This is a genomic window from Paraherbaspirillum soli, assembly GCF_042654985.1.
GTDB classification, from domain to species: Bacteria; Pseudomonadota; Gammaproteobacteria; order Burkholderiales; family Burkholderiaceae_D; genus Paraherbaspirillum; species Paraherbaspirillum soli.
Window position 1 is genome coordinate 525257 of record NZ_JBHSMT010000008.1, and the last position, 20753, is coordinate 546009.

The following is a 20753-nucleotide window of genomic DNA, read 5'->3' on the forward strand; positions in this document are numbered from 1 at the left end:
CATAAGCTGTGGAAATATTTGTGCATAATTGCTCGCCGATTCAATAGAATATGAACGAATCGTGCATCAATGGAGTTTATTGTGGAAAAACTGGATAAATTTGATCGAATTCTGCTGCGGACCTTGCAGGTCAGCGGGCGCGCTTCCAACGTCGAGCTGTCGGAGCAGGTCAATTTGTCGCCGCCGCAGTGCTACCGGCGGGTCCAGCGGCTGGAAAAGGAAGGCATCATCCGCGGCTATTCGGCGCAAGTGGAGCCGGCCTCGATAGGGCTCGGGGTGGTCGCCTTCGTCAGCCTGAACATCGCACGCGAGCAATTCACGCAAGTGCGCAAACTGGAAAAGGCGATCCGCCTGTTCCCGGAAATCCTCGAGTGCTACACCATTTCCGGCGATTTCGATTACCTGCTGAAAGTGGCTGCCAGCGATTTGAAATCGCTGTCGGCGTTTTTGACCGATCGCCTGATGCAGGTGCCCGGAGTGGCCGGGGTGCGGTCCATGGTGTGTCTGGAAGAGATCAAGCCGCCCAGCCCGTTACCCTTGGTCGATTAAAGGCGATCAGCGATTTGTGCAATCCCAGCACAAATCATGTGTCGCCGGGCGGCTGTCAATGCGTTGCCGCTCCGCCTAAACTGCGGTCTCCAACTCACCAATCACCACAGGAGCCCATATGAATACCGCGACCGCCAGCCTGCCCAACAACCCAACCATCCGCACCATCGTCGGCATTGCCGCCAGCACGCATCTGGATCCGAAGACGACTGCGGTGGTGGTGATTGATGTCCAGAACGAATATTTCAGCGGCAAGTTGCCGATTCCGGACGGTCTGGCTGTGGTGCGCAATGCCAATCGCCTGATTGCGCTGGCCGACCGTCACGGCATGCCGGTATTCCATATCCAGCAGTGGAGCCCGCTGACCAGGATGCTGTTTACGCAAGACAGCGTGATGGCCGAAATTCATGCGGACCTGCATCAAGCGCCGCATCACACGGTGGTACGCAAACTGTACGCAAGCTCGTTCGCCAGCACCGATCTGCACCAGCAACTGCAGGCACGCGGGATCAAGAAGCTGATCATCAGCGGCCTGATGACCAACAATTGCGTTGCCGCGACCGCCTTCGATGGCGTGGTGCACGGGTACCAAAACATCATCGCCAGCGATGCCGCCGCCGCCCGCGATCTCGACGTATGGGACGGCAGCGTGATCAATCACAAGGATTTGCATCGGGCGGTGCTGACCGGGCTGTCGGACGTGGTTGCAGAAATCCGCACTACCGACGCCATTCTTGAACTGACTATCGAAAGCTGATCATGCCTATCCTGACCGTACTGTTATCCACCGCACCGGACCGCGCCGTTTCGGCCAAGGTCGCCGCCACCCTGTCGCGCCTGACTGCGGAGATTTTGCACAAGAAGCCGGAAGTGACATCGATCGCGATTTCGCATGTCGATGCCGAACACTGGTTTGTCGGCGGGCCGTCGCTGGCGGCGCAAAACAAGACCAGTTTCTTCCTCGATATCCGCATTACCGATGAAACCAATACCGCCGAAGAAAAGGCGCGCTATATCGAGGCGGTATTCCAGGCAATGGGCGACTTGCTGGGCCAGCTGCATCATGAAAGTTACGTCCACGTGCACGATGTGCGGGCCGCAGCTTATGGTTATGGCGGGCTGACGCAGCAACAGCGGGCGGTGGTGGCGCGTCTGCAAAATCCGCCGCTGGTCTGATGGCGATGCTGAAACCTGCTTGAGGTCGTTCGCGACTGATCTCAAGCAGGTCTAAGGTTTGCCGGGAATATTCGATGGCACGCGACGAGCGGCTCTGGGCTCATCAATAATCAGGTCCGATTCCGGATAGGCGACGCAGGGCAGAATAAATCCTTCTTTCTTTTCTTCCGCACTGAGCCCGGGCCACTCGATGTTGTGCCGGATTCGGCCGCTGATCAGGCGGCACATACAGGTTCGGCAGGTGCCATTTCTGCAAGAACTCGGCAAACTGATGTCGGCAAGTTGCGCCGCCCCCAGCAACGAGACGGCGTCAGCTGCCTCAAACTCCCATCCTTTCGGTTCAATCAGCACGGAGAACCGGCCGTTGGTGACGAACATAATTCAATCCTTTGAAAAAACTCGGTGAAATCTTTTCCGCCTTAGCCTTTGATAGGCTTGGCAGCGATCTTGTGGAATCGCCCTGCAATATGCTGTTTGGGGAAGGGTGGATCTGGGTGAACAAAGGTTACACCTGCAATTTTAATGGTCAGTCGTCAGAAAGCTGTACAGAACGTCCTTAGTCGGGCAGAATTTTCTGCTTTTTTTCGTCGTTCTGTCGCTGCTTCATTCACCGTCAAAATTTAATGGGTCGTACCTCATCATGAACAAAAAACTCGTCCAAACGTTTTTGGTCGGCAGCATGGTAGTCATGCTAACTGCCTGCTCAACGCAAGGGCATTTCGTTATACCGGAAGGAAGCACGCTCTATCTCGGAGGTCGGCCTGAACCCGTTCAAGTGACAAGTACCGGAATGGTCGATACTCCAGCATTCGGCTGGGACTCAATGGGTGTGCCGCCGGAGAAAGGCATTCAATATCGTGTTGAGAAAGATGGCAAAACTTTGCAGGAAGGAAAGCTGCGACCTGTCTTGCGTGCAAAAGCACTTTTCCTTCCACCAATTTTCGGCATCCTTACCGTTCCAACCGGCTTAAATCCAAACATTACTTACAATCTTGTCACTGGAAAGCAAGAGTAAATACGTACATGTTCGATATCTGTCATCAACTATTAAAAAAGCACTCATGAATATTCACCTCTCCGTCGTACCGCTTGTCTCGCTGATCGCCGGCGTCCTGATCCTGGTCATGCCGAAGCTCTTGAACTATATTGTTGCGTTCTATTTGATCGCCATCGGCGTTATCGGCATATTCGGCTTGGGCCACTTCCGTTTGCATTAAATCCAGTCACGCCCATCTCGGCGTGCTGTACCACTCCACCGCAAAATCGACAAACGCCCTCACCTTCGGCGATAAATGCCGGTTTTGCGGATACAGCACATACAGTTCGCGCGGCCTCAGCGTGAAATCCGGCAGTACCTGAACCAGGTCGCCGCGCCGCAAATCTTCATGCACGATGAATGACCCGGAGGCGGCGATGCCCAGCCCGGCCAGCGCCGCCGAGCGCAGCGCAATCCCGGTATTGGCTTGCAGATTGCCGCGCACGGTGGCGCTGTGCACAGTGCCGTCGGCGGCGCGGAAGTGGAATTCGCCGGGCTTTTGCGCCAGCGTATAAGTTAGGCAGTTGTGCTGCGCCAGATCGGCGGGCGTTTGCGGGATGCCGTGCCGTTGCAGATAGTCCGGCGAGGCCACCAGCAGCATGTCGCTTGCCGCCAGCCGCTTCGCCACCAGGGTCGAATCGGGCAGCGCATGCGTTAGCCGCAGCGCGACGTCGAAACCTTCTTCAATCAAATCAACCAGCCGGTCGTCGCAGACCAGATCCACCTTGAGTTGCGGATTGGCGATGATGAATGACGGCAGCCATTGCGCCAGCTCCAGCGTGCCGAACGCCATCGGCGCATTGATCCGTAGCTGCCCGGACGGACGCGCCTGATGCGCCGAGACTGCGTGTGCCGCATCGTCCACCTGATCGATGATGTGCCGGCAGCGTTCGTAATACTCCTGCCCCGCTTCCGTCAGCGCAAAACGGCGCGTGGTGCGATTGAGCAGTTGCGCGCCGAGTTGCAACTCCAGTTGCCGCACCTGGCGCGAGACGATGGTGTGCGATTGGTTGAGTTCGGCCGCGGCAGCGGTGAAACTGCCGGTTTCCACCACGCGCCGGAACGCGCGCATCGTTGCCAGTTGATCCATGATGCGAAGCTCCGCAACGAATAAAAGCGCAACGCTATCAGAATCGGCCGCGGCTGGCGAATGTCGAAGCTGGCCCTATTCAAATTCTTCCGTCGGATCTTTTTGGCGGCTGGTAAAGTACGCAACTGAGTACGAAATTGAGTACCCTGCCAAGTACACAAGCCGCGCTTACGGATTGGATGTGAACGCTTTTAATGATCTAGTAACCAGGACCGGTAAATGATGAACAGCGATCAATCTGCAGAACTTGAATACGTGGGATTCTGGCTAAGGGTGGGGGCGTCGCTGATCGACACGATAGTGTTGATGGTGGTGCTGTTTCCGCTGACGTTTGCAATTTATGGCAGGGCAAATCCGGAATTCGACTTTCTTGCTGCCTGGTCATCCGATTATTTTCTTGCCTATGCGTTGCCGGCACTGTTTTACATTGCGTTCTGGAGTAAAAAACAGGCAACGCCAGGGAAGATGGCCATTTCAGCCACGATTGTCGATGACAAAACCGGTGGGCCGCCAACGTTGACGCAGTACATCGTCAGGTATCTGGGCTACATCGTGGCGACGATTCCTTTCGGTCTCGGCCTTGTCTGGGTTGGGTTCGACAAGAAAAAGCAGGGCTGGCACGACAAGATGGCGGGCACGGTGGTGGTTCGTCCCAGGAATAGCGGTACGGAAGCGGTCCGATTCGGGCCATAGCCGATACTAGTTTCCGTATCTCCCTTTTCTAATTTTTGGCTCAGGATTATGTGTCAGCTACTTGGAATGAATTGCAATGTGCCGACCGACATTGTGTTCAGCTTTACCGGCTTTGCCACCCGCGGCGGCCAGACCGATCATCACAGCGACGGCTGGGGGATTGCTTTCTTTGAAGGCGCCGGGGTGCGTCATTTCGTCGATTACCAGGCCGCGGTCGCATCGCCGGTAGCGGAGCTGATCCGGCGCTGTCCGATCAAATCGAAAAACGTCATCGCGCATATCCGCAAGGCCACCCAAGGGCAGGTGGCGCTGCAAAATTGCCATCCGTTCGTGCGCGAGTTGTGGGGCCGCTATTGGGTGTTCGCGCATAACGGCGACCTGAAGGAATTTGCGCCGCGCCTGAACGGGCCGTTCAGGCCGGTCGGCAATACCGATAGCGAATTGGCGTTCTGCTATTTGTTGCAGCAGCTGCGGCATCGCTTCGGCGATACGCGGCCGGACAGCGCCGAGCTGACCGCCGCGCTGCAAGAGCTGACCTCCGAGATTGCGTCCTTCGGGACCTTCAATATGATGCTGTCGGACGGCTCGGCGCTGTTCGCGCATTGCTCGACCAATCTGTATTACATCGTGCGCCAGTTCCCGTTCGCCGAAGCGCGGCTGTCGGACGAGGATCTCAGCGTCGATTTTTCGCAGGTCACGACCCCGCAGGACCGGGTTGCGGTGATCGTGACCGAGCCATTGACGACCAACGAGGTGTGGACCAAGTTTGGCGAAGGGGAGCTGAAGGTGTTTGTGGAAGGGGCGCCGATGTAGGTCGGAAAAGCGCAGCGTCTTCCGACGCAGCGCTCCGCCCTACGCGTAGTCGATGGTCAGCGGCGCGTGGTCCGAGAACCGCTCATCCTTGTAAATCCCGACCGCATGCGCGCTGGCGGCGATGCCGGGGGTGGTGATGTGGTAGTCGATGCGCCACCCGACGTTCTTGGCCCAGGCTTGACCGCGATTGCTCCACCAGGTGTATTGCTCATCGCGCTGGTCGATTTTGCGGAAGACGTCGACCAGGCCGACTTCATCAAACAGTTGCGTCAGCCAGGCGCGCTCTTCCGGCAGGAAGCCGGAATTCTTCTTGTTGCCCTTCCAGTTTTTCAGGTCGATTTCCTGGTGCGCGATATTCCAGTCGCCGCAAATCACGACTTCACGGCCGCTCGCCTTGAGTTCCTGTAAGTGCGGCAGGAAGGCTTCCATGAAGCGGAACTTGGCCAGTTGCCGTTCTTCGCTCGACGAGCCGGACGGGCAGTACAGCGAGATCACCGTCAGATCGCCGAAATCGCATTCGACATAGCGTCCTTCCGCATCGAATTCCGGATTGCCGAAACCGATCCGGACCGCATTCGGGGAGCGTTTGCTGTACAGGCCGACGCCGGAATAACCCTTTTTCTCGGCATAGTGGAAATGCCCGACATAACCGTCCGGCGCCAGCATTTGCGGCGTCATGTCTTCCGCTTGCGCCTTCAGCTCCTGGACGCAGACGAAGTCGGCGGACTGCTTGGCGAGCCATTCGAAAAAGCCTTTTTTTGCCGCGGAGCGGATACCGTTGAGATTGGCGGAAATGATTCTTGGCATGGTTGGTCAGTATGAAAAAAGCGTTGAAGGATGAGGCGCGTGCTTGTAATTCAAGGGCGCTAGGATAACCGATTCGGCAGCGCCGGTTGCGGTTCGGCTGGTCGCCAATTGCATCCAATATTAGCCAAGTGCTACCATCCGTGGGCACGATGTTTGCTGCTATCGATCAGGATCAGATGAACTCCATTTAAAATGGCGGTTTGGCGTCGCTTTTATGATTCAAGTAGCGACAAAATTTGTCAACCTCAACCATCTGGAATGTATTTTGAACAATTTACGTCAAGAATTTATTGAATTTGCGGTCAAGGCCGGCGTGCTGCGATTTGGCGAATTCGTGACCAAGGCCGGGCGCACCTCGCCTTATTTCTTCAATGCCGGCCTGTTTAACGAGGGTGCGGCGTTGGGGCAGTTGGCGCAATTCTACGCGCGCACCTTGATCGACTCGGGTTTGCAATTTGACATGCTGTTCGGCCCTGCCTACAAGGGCATCACGCTGGCCTCCGCGACCGCGGTGGCGCTGGCGGCCCAAGGACGCAATGTGCCGTTCGCCTACAACCGCAAGGAAGCCAAGGACCATGGCGAGGGCGGCACGATAGTCGGCGCCGCATTGCAGGGACGGGTGCTGATCATCGACGACGTGATTTCAGCCGGTACTTCGGTGCGGGAATCGGTCGAGATGATTCGCGCTGCGGGCGCTACGCCTTGCGGCGTCCTGATCGCGCTCGATCGGATGGAGAGATCCGGCAAGGATGGCGCGTTGTCGGCCAATTCGGCGGTGCAGGAAGTGACGCAAGCGTACGGCATGCCGGTGATTTCGATCGGCAACCTGAGCGACTTGCTGGAGTACATTTCCGGCGCCGGCGCCAATCCTGAACTGGCGCAATACACAGCGGCCGTCGCGGCCTACCGCGAACGCTACGGCGTCGCATAATTTTTCCGCTTGATGCAACACACGGGCCGGCCGCATTCGCGCACGTGTGTTGACTTATGTCGTGGATGACTGGAATGAATCGCAAGACAACAACTTTTTCTGCAACGCTTTTGCGCTGCCTGTTCTTCTGTTCCGCGGGCTTGCTGCCATTGCTTGCCGACGCCCAGATTTTTACCTGCAAAGATGCCGCGGGCCGCACAATTACTGCCGATCATGCGATGCCGGAATGCGCCGATCGCAAGGTTGTCGAATTAAGCAAAGCCGGCGTGCTGAAGCGTGAAATCCCGGCGCCGCTGACCCCCGAGCAAAAACGTCAGCAGCTGATAGTGGACGAACAGCGCCGGATCGAAGCGGCAGCGGAAGAACAGAAGCGGCAGCAGGATCGTGCTTTGTTGGCACGCTATCGCAGCGAGAGCGATATTGCGGCATCACGCCACTACTACCTGCAGTTGTCACAGGATCTGATCAAACAGGATCAGGTCTCTATCGAAGATGCGCAGAGTCAGTTAGCGGCGGCCAATACCGAGGCGGAGTTTTACAAGCACAGAAAAACCTTGCCGTTCGAATTGCGCAGCAAGATGGATGATGCCAACCGCACCATCGAGCGTTCCAGGAAGAACATGGTCGATCATCAGGCCGAACTGGGCCGCATCAATGCCAGATTTGACGAGACCTTAAAGCGCTTTAGGGAGTTGACGGTTTCTGCGTCAGCCGCTCAGTAGGCGGGAAATAGGCAGGTAATTACATCGGATTCTTGCCTGAAGCGGTGGCCGGCACTTTCGCCAGCCGCCGCTTTTTTACATCCTCAAGCAGTCAATTTTTGCTTCAGCAGTTCGGTCAGTTGTGCCGGATTGGCTTTGCCCTTGGTGGCCTTCATCGCTTGGCCGATCAGGGAGTTGAAGGCTTTTTCCTTGCCGGCGCGGAATTCCTCGACTGATTTGGCGTTGGCGGCCAATACTTCGTCGATGATTTTTTCCAGCGCGCCGCTGTCGGAAATCTGCTTCAAGCCTTTGCTCTCGATGATCTCGTCGGCCAGATTTTCTTGCTGCGACTTGGCTTCCCACATCGCGCCGAATACTTCCTTGGCGATCTTGTTGGACACCGTGCCGTCGGCAATCCGTTGCAGCAGCAATGCCAATTGGGCAGCGCTGACTGGCGCTGCGGCAACATCCACGTTTTCGCGATTGAGTGCCGACGACAGATCGCCCATCAGCCAGTTTGCTGCGGGTTTGGCTTGTTCCTTGCCGGCCTTGGCGACCACCGCTTCAAAATAATTGGCCATCGCTTTCGATTGCGTCAGCACCGCGGCGTCGTATTCCGACAGCGCAAAATCGCGGATGAAACGTTCGCGCATCGCGCCCGGCAGTTCCGGCATCGCGGCCCTGACTCGTTCAATCCATTCCTGCGCGATCACCAGCGGCGGCAGATCCGGGTCCGGGAAGTAGCGATAATCCTGCGAATCTTCCTTGCTCCGCATCGAACGGGTTTCTTTTTTATCGGGGTCGTACAAGCGTGTTTCCTGGCGCACCGTGCCGCCGTCTTCGATCAATTCGATCTGGCGCCGGACTTCGTAGTTGATGGCTTCTTCCAGGAAGCGGAACGAGTTCAGATTCTTGATCTCGCAGCGGGTGCCGTATTCCTTTTGCCCGACCGGACGCACCGAGACGTTGGCGTCGCAACGGAACGATCCTTCTTGCATGTTGCCGTCGCAAATGCCGAGCCACGTCACCAGCGAGTGCAGCGATTTGGCGTAGGCGACCGCTTCGGCCGCGCTGCGCATGTCGGGTTCGGTGACGATTTCCAGCAGCGGCGTACCGGCCCGGTTGAGGTCGATCCCGCTCATGCCCTGATAGTCTTCATGCAGCGATTTGCCGGCGTCTTCTTCCAGGTGGGCACGCGTCAGCTGCACCGTCTTGAGTTCGCTCTCGCCATTTTTTTCCAGCATGAAGGCGACCTTGCCGCCCTGCACTACCGGGATTTCAAACTGGCTGATCTGATAGCCCTTCGGAAGGTCCGGATAGAAATAATTTTTGCGCGCAAACACCGAGCGCGGCGCAATCGTCGCATTGACCGCCAGGCCAAACTGGATGGCGCGTTCGACCGCGGCGCGATTAAGCACCGGCAGCACGCCAGGCAAGGCCAGGTCGACCGGGCTGGCCTGGGTGTTGGGGGCGGCGCCGAATTGCGTCGACGCGCCGCTAAAAATTTTTGACTGGGTCGAAAGCTGCGTATGCGTTTCCAGACCGATCACGACTTCCCATTGCATAGTTTCCTCACTTACTTTATTCGTACCGTTTTTAATATCTTGCGGGTCGTATGTTTTTAATCGGGCGTGCGCAGATGCCAGTCGGTGACGCGCTGGTACTGGTGCGCAACGTTCAACAGTTTGGCTTCTTCAAAATAATTGCCGATGATTTGCAGGCCGACCGGACGCCGGGCGTTCTTTTCGCCCTGTCCGAAGCCGCATGGAATCGACATGCCGGGCAGGCCGGCCAAACTGGTCGACAGCGTGTAAATGTCGGCCAGGTAGTTGGCTACCGGATCGTCCGCCTTGGCGCCCAGATCCCACGCCACGGTCGGCGATACCGGTCCCATGATGACGTCGCATTGGCGGTTCGGACCGGTCAGCGCATTCTGGAAATCCTGCGCGATCAGGCGGCGGATTTTTTGCGCTTGCAGATAGTAGGCGTCGTAATAGCCGTGCGACAGCACATAGGCTCCGACCAGAATGCGGCGCTTGACTTCCTCGCCGAATCCTTCCGCCCGCGACTTCTTGTACATGTCCGACAGATCTTTGTAATCGGCGGCGCGATGGCCGTAGCGGACGCCGTCGAAACGGCTCAGGTTGGACGAGGCTTCGGCCGGTGCGATCACGTAATAAACAGGGATCGACAATTCGGTTTTCGGCAGCGAGATATCGACCAGCGTGGCGCCCAGTTTTTCGTATTCGCGCAATGCTGCGCGCACTGCCTGCTCTACGTCCGGAGCCAAACCGTCGCTGAAATATTCGCGTGGAATGCCGATCCGCAAGCCTTTCAGATCATTGTTCAGGTCGCGCGCGAAATCTTCCTTGTTGCGCTCCAGGCTGGTCGAATCGCGCGGGTCGAAACCGGTCATCGCATTCAATAACAACGCGCAATCTTCCGCTGTTTGCGCAATCGGTCCGGCCTGATCCAGCGAGGACGCAAACGCGATCATGCCGAAGCGCGAAACACTGCCGTAGGTCGGCTTGATGCCGGTCACGCCGCACAGCGAGGCCGGTTGACGGATCGAGCCGCCGGTGTCGGTGGCGGTGGCTGCCGGCGTCAGGCGGGCGGCGACCGCAGCGGCCGAACCGCCGGACGAGCCGCCTGGAATCGCGCTCTTGTCCCATGGATTTTTGACGGCGCCGAAGTAGGAGTTTTCGTTGGAAGATCCCATTGCGAACTCATCGCAATTCAATTTGCCTAAGGTCACCGTACCGGCCGCATTGAAGTGCTCCACCACGCTGGCATCGAACGGGCTGACGTAATTTTCCAGCATCCTGGAACCCGCTGTCGAACGCCAGTCGCGCGTGACGAAAATGTCCTTATGCGCGATCGGGATCCCGGTTAACGGCGTGCTGTCGTTTTGCGCCAGGCGCTGATCGGCTGCCTGCGCTTGTTGCAGCGTTAGCGCCGGATCGACATGCAGGAATGCGTTCAGGTCGCTTTGCTGGATGCGGGCGAGGTACAGGGTCGCTAGTTCTACTGCGGAGATCTTTTTTTCGTGTAGCAGCGTCGATAGCTGCTTGAGGGTTTTGGTGTGCATGGGGTTGTTTTAGGATTTGCTGATTTTATTTGATGGGGGCAAGTAATTCGCTGCGCTTCGGCTGCTCTTGCGCTCTTTCCCACTAATGCTTTTCATTGCAATTTAAACGTTTGATCTGATCAGTTGGGGACAGAGTAATTCGCCACGCTACGGTGGCTCTTAAACTCTGTCCCGCAATTATTAAGATTCGCAATTATTCGATTACTTTCGGCACCAGATACAAGCCATCCGCAGTCGCCGGCGCCACTTGCTGATAGTCGTCGCGGCGGTTCGGTTCGGTCACGAGGTCGTCGCGCAGGCGCAGCGACAGGTCATGCTGAAGTGCGGCAATCGGGTGGCTGAGCGGCTCGATGCCGGTGGTGTCGACCGCGCGCATCTGTTCAACCAGGGAAAAAATTCCGTTCAGTTTTTCCAGGGTGGACGCGGCCTGGTCTTCGGTGAGCTCAAGTTGTGCCAGATTGGCAATACGCTTAACGTCGGAAAGGACTAGTGACATGATTTTGGATCGCGCGATGATGCGCGGCTGCAAGTGTTGTTAAAAAGTGTGTTTGAGGCGAAAGAAAATGTCTGAAAACTTTGTAAAAAGCAAGCATTTTGAGCGCTTTACGCGCTAGTTCGAGGCAAATTATAAGGTAGAATGTTGCGTCCATGCGGCAGGTTACAGAAGGGCACCACTAAAACCGTAGCGAGCGGCCCAAGGTCGGGGCGAGAAGCACAGCCGTACGGAGGTACGGCGAGCATCACAGCCCCGAGATTGAGTCGCGTAGTAGGTCGTTAGTGGTCGCCCGGTGGTCGCCGCGCGCAGACACAAGACACCCCCTAAAAAACGTTTAAGCGCACCATTGTTGCGCATTGGAACAATTCATGTTTGGATTTTTACGCAGTTATTTTTCGAATGACCTGGCGATCGACCTGGGTACCGCGAATACGCTGATTTATGTGCGCGATCAAGGTATTGTCCTGGATGAGCCATCGGTCGTCGCCATCCGCCAACAAGGCGGTCCTAACGGCAAGAAGACAATTCAGGCAGTCGGCAAGGAAGCCAAGCAGATGCTGGGCAAGGTGCCCGGCAACATCGAAGCGATTCGGCCGATGAAGGACGGCGTGATTGCCGACTTCACCGTCACCGAGCAAATGCTCAAGCAGTTCATCCGCATGGTGCACGACACCAAGCTGTTCAAACCTTCCCCGCGCATCATCATCTGCGTTCCCTGCGGTTCGACCCAGGTCGAGCGCCGCGCGATTCGCGAATCGGCACTGGGCGCCGGCGCTTCCCAGGTGTTCCTGATCGAAGAACCGATGGCCGCCGCGATCGGCGCCGGCTTGCCGGTGTCCGATGCGACCGGTTCGATGGTGGTCGATATCGGCGGCGGCACGACTGAAGTCGGCATCATCTCGCTGGGCGGCATGGTGTACAAAGGCTCGGTCCGGGTCGGCGGCGACAAATTCGACGAAGCGATCGTCAACTACATTCGCCGCAACTACGGCATGCTGATCGGCGAACAAACCGCGGAAGCGATCAAGAAAGCCATCGGCTCCGCTTTCCCAGGTTCGGAAGTGCGCGAAATGGAAGTCAAGGGACGCAACCTGTCGGAAGGGATTCCGCGCTCGTTCACCATCTCCAGCAATGAAATCCTGGAAGCGCTGACCGATCCGCTCAACAATATCGTTTCCGCCGTCAAGAACGCGCTGGAACAAACGCCGCCCGAGCTGGGCGCCGACATCGCCGAAAAAGGCATGATGCTGACCGGCGGCGGCGCGTTGCTGCGCGATCTGGATCGCCTGCTGATGGAAGAAACCGGATTGCCGGTGATCGTTGCCGAAGATCCATTGACCTGCGTGGTGCGCGGTTCCGGCATGGCGCTGGAGCGGATGGACAAGCTGGGTTCGATTTTTTCCTACGAATAAAATCGTTGATGTCATGCGCGGTCCACCTCTTCGTTCCGGCTTTGAGGTTGGATGCCGGTTCGGGGCGAGGCGGCTTGCGGTCCGTTGCCGTGTGCGCGCAAGACATCCCCGCCAGCTGACTGCCGGACCGCGCCATGCTTGTTAGCGCTGTCCGTCACTGATTAATCGCAATCTGTCCGCTACTGATGGAATACAGTCCACCTCCTCTCTTCAAGCAAGGCGCCTCGGCGCGCGCCAAGGCGGTGATATGCACGCTGCTGGCACTGACGTTGTTGATGGCCGACTCGCGCTTGCATGCTCTGGCCTTGTTGCGCCAGGCGGTAGGCACCGTGCTTTACCCGTTGCAGGTCGTGGCCCTGGCGCCGCGCGATGCGGCTTTCAAACTGCTGGATTATTTTTCTTCGTTGTCGGCCGTGGAAAAAGAAATGCAAACCTTGCGCAGCCAGCAAGGCGCGCGCGCGCAGCAATTGCAGCAAGCGCAGCAGCTGGCGGCCGAAAACGCCCAATTGCGCAAATTGCTGGGCGCCCAACAACGGGTTCCGGTGCCGTCGGTGATGAGCGAAATCCTGTACGACGCGCGCGATCAGTTCGCCCGCAAAGTGATCATGGATCGCGGCTCGCAGCAAGGCGTCGCGACCGGCCAACCGGTGATCGACGATGCCGGCATCGTGGGCCAGGTCACGCGCGTTTTCCCATTTACTTCTGAAGTGACTTTGCTGACCGACAAGGATCAGGCGATCCCGGTGCAGGTGTTGCGCAACGGCTTGCGCAGCGTCGCTTACGGGCGCGGCCAATCCGGGTTCCTGGATTTGCGTTTCATGTCGTCCAATGCCGATATTCAGAAAGGCGACCAGCTGGTGACCTCGGGCATCGACGGCGTCTATCCGGCCGGTTTGTCGGTGGCCAAGGTGGTGCAGGTTGAAACCAAGTCGGCCGATGCGTTTGCCCACATCGTATGCGAACCGATTGCCGGCATCGACCGTCACACCCAATTGCTGATCCTGCTGGTCAACCCGAATCCGACTCCAAGGCCGGATGCCGAGCCGGTTACCGCCAACAGCAAAGCCGATGCATTGAGCAAGCGCCGCCTGACCGACAGCAGCCGCGACAAACCGAAAGAAATCGTGAAAGATGCCAACCCCGAATCTGCGCGCAGAGATCCTAAAGGGAGTGTTCGATGATTCGGCCTCATTACATTCTGCTGCCGGCCAACCCGTTGTTCATCGCCATGACCTTGGCGCTGGCTTTTTTGCTGAACCTGCTGCCGTGGGGACAATTGCCCGGCGTGCCGGATTTCGTGGCCTTGGTGCTGGTGTTCTGGAGCATCCATCAGCCGCGCAAGATCGGCATCGGGATTGCTTTCTGCATGGGTTTGCTGATGGACGTGCATGAGGCCACGCTGCTCGGGCAGAACGCGCTGGCGTATACCCTGCTGTCGTATTTTGCGATCATGATCCATCGCCGGGTGCTGTGGTTCCCGGTCGGCGTGCAGGCTTTGTACATCCTGCCGTTGATGCTGCTGGCGCAGTTGATACAGTTGCTGATCCGGATGGTGATCAGCGGAAAATTTCCCGGCTGGCTGTATTTCAGCGAGAGTTTTATCTGCGCCGCGCTATGGCCGGTCGTTGCCTGGCTGTTGTTGGCGCCGCAGCGGCGAGCCATCAATCGCGATGACAATCGCCCGATTTAATGAGCATTCCTGATGCTCTTCTAAAAAACCGGTCGCAGCTGCGCGACGCTGGCCGATACCGCGCTGCTGCCCGACGCTTCAATACCGATGACCGAATTTAAAAACACCGAACGTGAATTGCGAAACTTCCGGCTGCGGATCACCGCCGTCTTCGCTTTCGTACTGCTCTGTTTTGGGCTGCTGGTGGCGCGCTTCGTATGGGTCCAGGTGGTGCGCCACGATGCCTATGCGGCGCAGGCCGAGGACAACCGGATTTCGCTGGTGCCGGTGGTGCCGAACCGCGGCCTGATCAAGGACCGCAACGGCGTCGTGCTGGCGCGAAATTATTCTGCCTATACGCTTGAAATCACCCGCTCCAAGATCAAGGGCAACCTGGAGAGCGTGATCGACGACCTGGCGCAGGTGGTCAGCATCACGCCCAAGGATAGGCGCCGCTTCAAGAAATTGCTGGATGACTCCAAGAGCTTCGCCAGCCTGCCGATACGCACCCGCCTGACCGATGAAGAAGTGGCGCGCTTCACTGCGCAACGCTTTCGTTTTCCGGGGATCGACGTGCAGGCGCGCTTGTTCCGCCAGTATCCGCTGGGCGAGGTGGCCGCCCATGTGATTGGCTACATCGGCCGCATGAATCAGAAAGATGCCGACCGCATCGAGGACAGCGACGATGCGGCCAACTACAAGGGCACCAGTTATCTCGGCAAGGACGGCCTCGAAAAAAGTTACGAAGAGCAGTTGCACGGCAATACCGGTTACGAAGAAATCGAAGTCGCCGCCAGCGGGCGGGCGGTACGCAGCATGTCGCGGGTGCCGCCGACGCCGGGCAATAACCTGATTCTGTCGATCGACATCGAGTTGCAGAAAGTGATCGAAGAGGCTTTCGGCGACAACCGCGGCGCGCTGGTGGCGATCGAGCCCTCTACCGGCGATGTGCTGGCGTATGTGTCGCAGCCGTCGTTCGATCCCAACCTGTTTGTCGAAGGCATCGATCAGCAAAGCTGGGACGACTTGAACAACTCGCCCGATCATCCGCTGATCAACCGGCCGATGAACGGCACCTATGCGCCCGGCTCGACCTACAAGCCGTTCATGGCGCTGGCGGCGCTGGAACTGGGCAAGCGCACGCCGGGTTACGCGATCAACGACGTCGGCTTCTTCATGCTGGGCGGTCACCGTTTCCGCGACGACAAGGTGGGAGGCCATGGCCGGGTCGACATGTACAAGTCGATCGTCGAATCGTGCGATACCTATTACTACATGCTGGCCAACGATATGGGGCCGGATACGATTCACGATTTCATGAAACCATTCGGCTTCGGTCAGCTGACCGGCATCGATCTCGAGCACGAGCAGCGCGGCATCCTGCCGTCGACTGATTGGAAGCGTAAATATTTCAAACGCGCAGCGGCGCAGAAATGGGTCGGCGGCGATACTATTTCGCTCGGCATCGGCCAAGGCTTCAATTCCTTTACGCCGCTGCAACTGGCGCATGCGGTGGCGACCCTGGTCAACAACGGCGTGGTGATGAAGCCGCACCTGGTCAAGATCATCGAAGACGGCGTCACCAACAAGCACACCCAGACCGTGCCGAAGGAAAGCTACCGGATTCCGTTGAAGCAGGAAAATATCGACTTCATCAAGCACGCGATGGTCGGCGTCACGATAGGCGGCACCTCGTCCAAGGTATTTGCCGGCGCCGGTTATGAATCGGGCGGCAAGACCGGCACCGCCCAGGTAGTGTCGATCAAGCAAGGCGAGAAGTACGACGCCAAAAAACTGAACGCGCGCATGCATGATCACGCCTGGTACACCGCTTTCGCGCCGGTCGACAAGCCGCGCATCGCGATTGCCGTGATTGTCGAAAACGGCGGCTTCGGGGCGGCCGCGGCAGCGCCTATCGTGCGCAAGGCGTTGGATTATTATTTGCTCGGCAAGCGTCCCGGCGACAGCGCCAAAGCAGCGGCAGCGTTGGCAGCCGCGGTAGCGGCGGACGGCGCGCCGCCGGAAGTCGACGTGAAACCGGGCGACGCCTCGGAAGAAGCTTATAAAGACGGCGAAGAAAGCCCGGGCAATCGGGAATGATGTGTCATATGCCCAGCCCGCTATTTAGAACAAGACCATGACCCTGACTGACAAACATGCCTGGTGGCGCAGGATCAAATCGCATATTGCGGTATTTGACGGCGCACTGTCGCTGATTATTTTTTTGATATTGGCGGTCGGCATCGTCACTTTGTATTCGGCCGGGATCGACTTTCCGGGCCGGGTCGAGGACCAGCTGCGCAATATCCTGGTGGCGTTCGTGATCATGTGGGTGGCCGCCAACGTTCCGCCGCAGACCTTGATGCGGTTTGCGGTGCCGATTTATACGATAGGAGTGACGCTGTTGATCGCGGTCGCCCTGTTCGGCATCGTCAAAAAAGGTTCGCGCCGCTGGATCAACGTCGGCATGGTGATCCAGCCTTCGGAAATCATGAAAATCGCGATGCCGCTGATGCTGGCCTGGTACTTCCAGAAGCGCGAAGGGATGATCACCTGGCGCGACTATTTGCTGGCGGCGCTGCTGCTGGTGGTGCCGGTCGGCCTGATCATCCGCCAGCCGGATCTGGGCACCGGCACGCTGGTGCTGGCGGCCGGCTTTTATGTGATCTTCCTGGCCGGGCTGTCGTGGCGGGTGCTGCTCGGTCTGGCGCTGGCGGCCGGCGCCAGCCTGCCGGTGTTGTGGTCGGTATTGCATGACTATCAGCGGCAGCGCGTGATGATGCTGATCGACCCCACCTCGGACCCGCTCGGCAAGGGCTTTCATATTATCCAATCCACCATCGCGGTCGGCTCCGGCGGCATTTTCGGCAAAGGCTGGCTGAAAGGAACTCAGGCCCACCTGGAATTTATTCCGGAACGCACCACCGACTTTATCTTCGCCGTGTTCTCGGAAGAATTCGGCTTGATCGGGAACGGCGTGCTGCTGTTCCTGTACCTGCTGCTGATCGGCCGCGGCATGATGATCGCGGTCAATGCGCCGACCATGTTCACGCGCTTGCTGGCCGGCTCCATCACCTTGATCTTCTTTACCTATGCCTTCGTCAACATGGGCATGGTCAGCGGCATCCTGCCGGTGGTCGGCGTGCCGTTGCCGTTCATGAGTTACGGCGGCACGGCGCTGGTCACCCTGGGCTTGGGTGCCGGCATCCTGATGAGCATCCAGCGCCACCGCAAGTTGATCCAGTCTTGATCGTGCGCACCGCGTACTGGAATGGCAATTGCTTGGGTTCTGGCATCACAAAGAACCTGTAGGGCGGAAAAGCGCAGCGCCTTCCGCCTTGGATGCATCAAACACATGCGGCACATCCAAAACGGCGGATAACGCTGCGCTCATCCGCCCTACGACGACCGCAGATTTGGAACAGGCTAGCGATTGAACTTGTTCTGCAACAATGCGGTCCATCCGCACACCCGATTTATAGGCTCTAGGAGCGCGCATGCCTTGTTGTAACCCCATCCATCGCCGCTATCGGCTCACGCGTCATCTGAGCGCTCTGGCGCCGCTGCTGATTCTGGCCGCTTGCGGCACAACACCGAAAGCGCCGCCGGCAACCGAGGCTCCGGCCGCAAAATCGACTTCCACCGGCAAGCGCAGCGGGCCGGTATTGCCGCCAGCCGGTTCCGGCCGCGGCGCTTATTACAAGGATGACGGTCCGGGCGACGTCACGCCGGAAGGCTTGCTTGACGTGCCCGACGCGATACCGAATGTCGAGCCCTATTCGCGCACCGGCAACAAGCCGTATGTGGTGTTCGGCAAGACGTATACGCCGTTGACCGACGACCGGCCGTTCAAGCAGCGCGGCATTGGCAGCTGGTACGGCAAGAAATTCCACCAGCAAAAAACCTCTTCCGGCGAGTTGTACGACATGTACAAAATGACCGCCGCCCATCCAACCCTGCCGATCCCGTCCTACGCCCGCGTGACCAATCTGAAGACCGGCGCCCAGGTCATCGTGCGGGTCAACGACCGCGGACCATTCCACTCGAGCCGCATCATCGACCTGTCCTATACGGCGGCGCTGAAGCTGGGTTATCTGGGGCATGGCAGCGGCGAGCTGGAGGTGGAGCGTTTGCTGCCGGCCGATATCCTCGCGATGAAAAACCAGACTGGTCCATCTGCGACGATCAGCCAAGTTGCTCCGGTCAAGGTCGCGGACAATGTCCCGCCGGTGGTGGCGGCTGAGCCGGTGACCATGCCGGCTTTGGTGTCGCAACCTTTGTTGAGCGCCGAATCGACTGCGTCTGCTCCGGCGGACAGTGCCAGTGCGACTGCGAACGGTTTCTACCTGCAGTTCGGCGCCTACTCCCAACATAGCAATGCCGACAGCGCCCGCGAACGACTGATGCGTGAGCTGTCCGGCGTGGTCGGTTCGCTCGACAGCATTGCGGTGAACGGCGTATATCGCCTTTACGCCGGTCCCTACAGCAGCCGCTCGGCGGCCGATCAAGTCCTGCAACAAGTGCGGCTGCATGCTGTTGCCGCGCCGATTATCGTGCAGCGATAGCACGGCATCTTATGGCGATATTTGACGGAGGGTAGGCATATGTCGGAGAGTAAGCAGCAAGCACAGGCGTCGCAAGCCGCAGACCATGATTTGCCGGCCGACCTGATAGTCGCCACCGCCGCCGACGGTGCGCAAGTGAAGGTCGCGCTGCACGGTGGCCATCTTTGTTCGTGGCGCACCGCGGACGGCGCCGAGCATCTGTTCCTCAGCGCGCTGAACACATGGCGCAGCGATGCCGCCATTCGCGGCGGCATGCCGGTGATTTTTCCGCAATTTGCCGGTGAAGGAGCGCTGCCTAAACACGGCTTCGCCCGCGTGCGCGAATGGACCTTGCTGGAGTCCTCGGTATTGGCGGACGGCGCAGGCATGCTGCGTCTTGGCTTGAGCGACGATGCCGAAACCAGGAAGCTGTTTCCGCATGCGTTTGCGCTGGAACTGCGCCTCTCATTTGGCGGCCGCACGCTGCATGCCGAGCTGTCGGTGACGAACCGCGGCGACCAGCCATTCCAGTTCACCTGCGCGCTGCATACCTATTTGCAGGCGCAGGTCGCGCAGTCGGCCATTCTGGGACTGCAAGGACATCAATACCGCGACGCTCTCGACCAGCGCCGGATCAAGGTCGTGGATGAAGCGGAACTGCGGATTTCGGCCGAGATCGATCGGGTTTATTTTCAAGTCGATCAGCCGCTCACGCTGCAGCAACCGGGTCACGCCATCGTTGTCGCCCAAGGCGGCTTTGCCGATGCGGTGGTGTGGAATCCCTGGGTCGGCGGCAGCGCCGCCATCGCCGATTTACCGGCGGATGGCTATCAACATTTTGTGTGTATCGAGGCCGCCGCCGTTGCACGTCCGGTCGCCTTGGCTGCCGGCGATAGCTGGCTCGGCTTTCAACAATTGACCGTAACTGGCCCGGTATAAAACTGTGCAAGTGTCCTTGGCCGGCATCTTAATCGAATGACACAATCGGCATCCGACTTGATAAGGAACCAACCATGAGCACGGATACAGACGGCATGCGGACGATAGGCATGATAGGCGGCATGAGCTGGGAGTCGTCGGTCGAGTATTACCGCTTGTTGAACCAAGGCAGCAAGGCGCTATTGGGCGGCCACCACAATGCCCGCAGCCTGATGCTGACAGTGAATTTCCACGACATCGAACAGCTGCAGCATCAGGGCCGCTGGGACGCGCTGGCCGAGCACATGGCGGACGCCGCGCGCCAGCTGGCTGCCGGCGGTGCCGACTGCATCATCCTGTGCACCAACACCATGCACAAGGTCTGGCCGGCGATTGAACAGGCGGTAGCGATCCCCGTGCTGCACATCGCCGATCCGACGGCGGCGGCGATCAAGCGCGCCGGCTTGAGCCGGGTTGGCTTGCTGGGCACGCGCTTTACGATGGAGCAGGATTTTTATCGCGGGCGGCTGGAGGCGATGCATGGATTGCAGGTGCTGGTGCCGGAAGAGGCTGACCGCGCGCTCGTTCATTCGGTCATTTACGACGAGCTTTGTCACGGTCGGATCAACGACGCATCGCGCGCGGAATTTCAGCGCGTGATTCAGGGCTTCAAAGAACAAGGCGCGCAAGGCGTCGTCCTGGGCTGCACCGAAATCATGTTGCTGATCAAGCCGGAGGACTCGGCGCTGCCGACTTTCGACACCACGGCGCTGCACGTGCAGGCGGCGCTACAGTGGGCGACCGCCTAGTCCGGCTGTCGATCGCCGGGC

General features: G+C 58.5%; 23 protein-coding genes. 17 read left to right on the top strand and 6 right to left on the bottom strand.

Going from position 1 to position 20753, the window contains the following annotated elements; translation table 11 throughout:
• The first annotated feature begins 81 nt into the window (after positions 1-81).
• The 3 genes from ACFPM8_RS05125 (at position 82) to ACFPM8_RS05135 (ending at position 1725) form a co-directional block, all read left to right on the top strand.
• Entirely contained in the window at positions 82-549 is a 468-nt protein-coding gene (locus ACFPM8_RS05125; protein ID WP_378995625.1) for an Lrp/AsnC family transcriptional regulator, read from the top strand.
• A gap of 118 nt (positions 550-667) precedes the next feature.
• On the top strand, positions 668-1306 hold the full coding sequence (locus ACFPM8_RS05130) for a cysteine hydrolase family protein (protein ID WP_378995627.1): 639 nt from the start codon (positions 668-670) through the stop codon (positions 1304-1306).
• A gap of 2 nt (positions 1307-1308) precedes the next feature.
• Positions 1309-1725, top strand: coding sequence for a tautomerase family protein (locus ACFPM8_RS05135; RefSeq protein ID WP_378995630.1), 417 nt, complete (start codon positions 1309-1311; stop codon positions 1723-1725).
• Between the two features lie 51 nt (positions 1726-1776).
• On the opposite strand, the gene ACFPM8_RS05140 is transcribed toward ACFPM8_RS05135, so the two are convergent.
• Positions 1777-2103, bottom strand: coding sequence for a 2Fe-2S iron-sulfur cluster-binding protein (locus tag ACFPM8_RS05140; RefSeq protein WP_378995632.1), 327 nt, complete (start codon positions 2101-2103; stop codon positions 1777-1779).
• 262 nt (positions 2104-2365) lie between these two features.
• On the opposite strand from ACFPM8_RS05140, the gene ACFPM8_RS05145 reads away from it, so the two are divergent.
• Both ACFPM8_RS05145 and ACFPM8_RS05150 read left to right on the top strand, forming a co-directional pair.
• Positions 2366-2740 carry a hypothetical protein gene (locus ACFPM8_RS05145; RefSeq protein ID WP_378995634.1) on the top strand — a complete coding sequence of 125 codons (375 nt, stop codon included), beginning with the start codon at positions 2366-2368 and terminating at the stop codon, positions 2738-2740.
• Positions 2741-2786: 46 nt separating this feature from the next.
• Positions 2787-2942, top strand: coding sequence for a DUF3096 domain-containing protein (locus ACFPM8_RS05150; RefSeq protein ID WP_378995635.1), 156 nt, complete (start codon positions 2787-2789; stop codon positions 2940-2942).
• Positions 2943-2948: 6 nt separating this feature from the next.
• On the opposite strand, the gene ACFPM8_RS05155 is transcribed toward ACFPM8_RS05150, so the two are convergent.
• Positions 2949-3851 (bottom strand): LysR family transcriptional regulator, encoded by a 903-nt coding sequence (locus tag ACFPM8_RS05155; protein ID WP_378995637.1) that lies wholly within the window; start codon positions 3849-3851, stop codon positions 2949-2951.
• A 219-nt stretch (positions 3852-4070) separates the two neighbouring features.
• Here ACFPM8_RS05155 and ACFPM8_RS05160 point away from each other — a divergent pair, with 219 nt between their 5' ends.
• Both ACFPM8_RS05160 and ACFPM8_RS05165 read left to right on the top strand, forming a co-directional pair.
• Positions 4071-4544, top strand: coding sequence for an RDD family protein (locus ACFPM8_RS05160; protein WP_378995639.1), 474 nt, complete (start codon positions 4071-4073; stop codon positions 4542-4544).
• 48 nt (positions 4545-4592) lie between these two features.
• Entirely contained in the window at positions 4593-5357 is a 765-nt protein-coding gene (locus tag ACFPM8_RS05165) for a class II glutamine amidotransferase (protein WP_378995641.1), read from the top strand.
• Between the two features lie 39 nt (positions 5358-5396).
• Here ACFPM8_RS05165 and ACFPM8_RS05170 read toward each other — a convergent pair whose 3' ends face one another.
• Positions 5397-6164: an exodeoxyribonuclease III gene (locus tag ACFPM8_RS05170; protein ID WP_378995643.1), complete on the bottom strand. Its 768-nt coding sequence runs from the start codon at positions 6162-6164 to the stop codon at positions 5397-5399.
• Between the two features lie 265 nt (positions 6165-6429).
• On the opposite strand from ACFPM8_RS05170, the gene pyrE reads away from it, so the two are divergent.
• Both pyrE and ACFPM8_RS05180 read left to right on the top strand, forming a co-directional pair.
• Entirely contained in the window at positions 6430-7095 is a 666-nt protein-coding gene (gene pyrE / locus ACFPM8_RS05175) for an orotate phosphoribosyltransferase (protein ID WP_378995645.1), read from the top strand.
• A 74-nt stretch (positions 7096-7169) separates the two neighbouring features.
• On the top strand, positions 7170-7817 hold the full coding sequence (locus ACFPM8_RS05180; protein WP_378995647.1) for a DUF4124 domain-containing protein: 648 nt from the start codon (positions 7170-7172) through the stop codon (positions 7815-7817).
• Between the two features lie 83 nt (positions 7818-7900).
• Here the strand turns inward: ACFPM8_RS05180 and gatB are convergent, their stop codons facing one another.
• From gatB to gatC, 3 genes are all read right to left on the bottom strand, one after another.
• A complete protein-coding gene (gene gatB / locus ACFPM8_RS05185) occupies positions 7901-9397 on the bottom strand; it encodes an Asp-tRNA(Asn)/Glu-tRNA(Gln) amidotransferase subunit GatB (RefSeq protein WP_378995749.1) in 1497 nt (498 codons plus the stop codon).
• Between the two features lie 20 nt (positions 9398-9417).
• Entirely contained in the window at positions 9418-10884 is a 1467-nt protein-coding gene (gene gatA, locus ACFPM8_RS05190; protein ID WP_378995648.1) for an Asp-tRNA(Asn)/Glu-tRNA(Gln) amidotransferase subunit GatA, read from the bottom strand.
• 193 nt (positions 10885-11077) lie between these two features.
• On the bottom strand, positions 11078-11380 hold the full coding sequence (gene gatC, locus ACFPM8_RS05195; protein WP_378995650.1) for an Asp-tRNA(Asn)/Glu-tRNA(Gln) amidotransferase subunit GatC: 303 nt from the start codon (positions 11378-11380) through the stop codon (positions 11078-11080).
• 368 nt (positions 11381-11748) lie between these two features.
• On the opposite strand from gatC, the gene ACFPM8_RS05200 reads away from it, so the two are divergent.
• The 8 genes from ACFPM8_RS05200 (at position 11749) to ACFPM8_RS05235 (ending at position 20732) form a co-directional block, all read left to right on the top strand.
• On the top strand, positions 11749-12792 hold the full coding sequence (locus ACFPM8_RS05200) for a rod shape-determining protein (protein ID WP_378995652.1): 1044 nt from the start codon (positions 11749-11751) through the stop codon (positions 12790-12792).
• Between the two features lie 185 nt (positions 12793-12977).
• On the top strand, positions 12978-13973 hold the full coding sequence (gene mreC, locus ACFPM8_RS05205) for a rod shape-determining protein MreC (RefSeq protein WP_378995654.1): 996 nt from the start codon (positions 12978-12980) through the stop codon (positions 13971-13973).
• A complete protein-coding gene (gene mreD / locus ACFPM8_RS05210) occupies positions 13970-14482 on the top strand; it encodes a rod shape-determining protein MreD (protein WP_378995657.1) in 513 nt (170 codons plus the stop codon). Before mreC ends, mreD begins: the two co-directional genes overlap by 4 nt.
• Positions 14483-14569: 87 nt before the next feature.
• Entirely contained in the window at positions 14570-16561 is a 1992-nt protein-coding gene (gene mrdA, locus ACFPM8_RS05215) for a penicillin-binding protein 2 (RefSeq protein ID WP_378995660.1), read from the top strand.
• A gap of 37 nt (positions 16562-16598) precedes the next feature.
• Positions 16599-17711 (top strand): rod shape-determining protein RodA, encoded by a 1113-nt coding sequence (gene rodA, locus ACFPM8_RS05220; protein WP_378995662.1) that lies wholly within the window; start codon positions 16599-16601, stop codon positions 17709-17711.
• 247 nt (positions 17712-17958) lie between these two features.
• Complete coding sequence (locus tag ACFPM8_RS05225) at positions 17959-19026, top strand: septal ring lytic transglycosylase RlpA family protein (protein ID WP_378995664.1); 1068 nt, start codon at positions 17959-17961, stop codon at positions 19024-19026.
• Positions 19027-19065: 39 nt separating this feature from the next.
• Positions 19066-19944, top strand: coding sequence for a D-hexose-6-phosphate mutarotase (locus tag ACFPM8_RS05230; protein WP_378995667.1), 879 nt, complete (start codon positions 19066-19068; stop codon positions 19942-19944).
• 95 nt (positions 19945-20039) lie between these two features.
• Entirely contained in the window at positions 20040-20732 is a 693-nt protein-coding gene (locus tag ACFPM8_RS05235; protein ID WP_378995751.1) for an aspartate/glutamate racemase family protein, read from the top strand.
• The last annotated feature ends 21 nt before the right edge of the window (positions 20733-20753 follow it).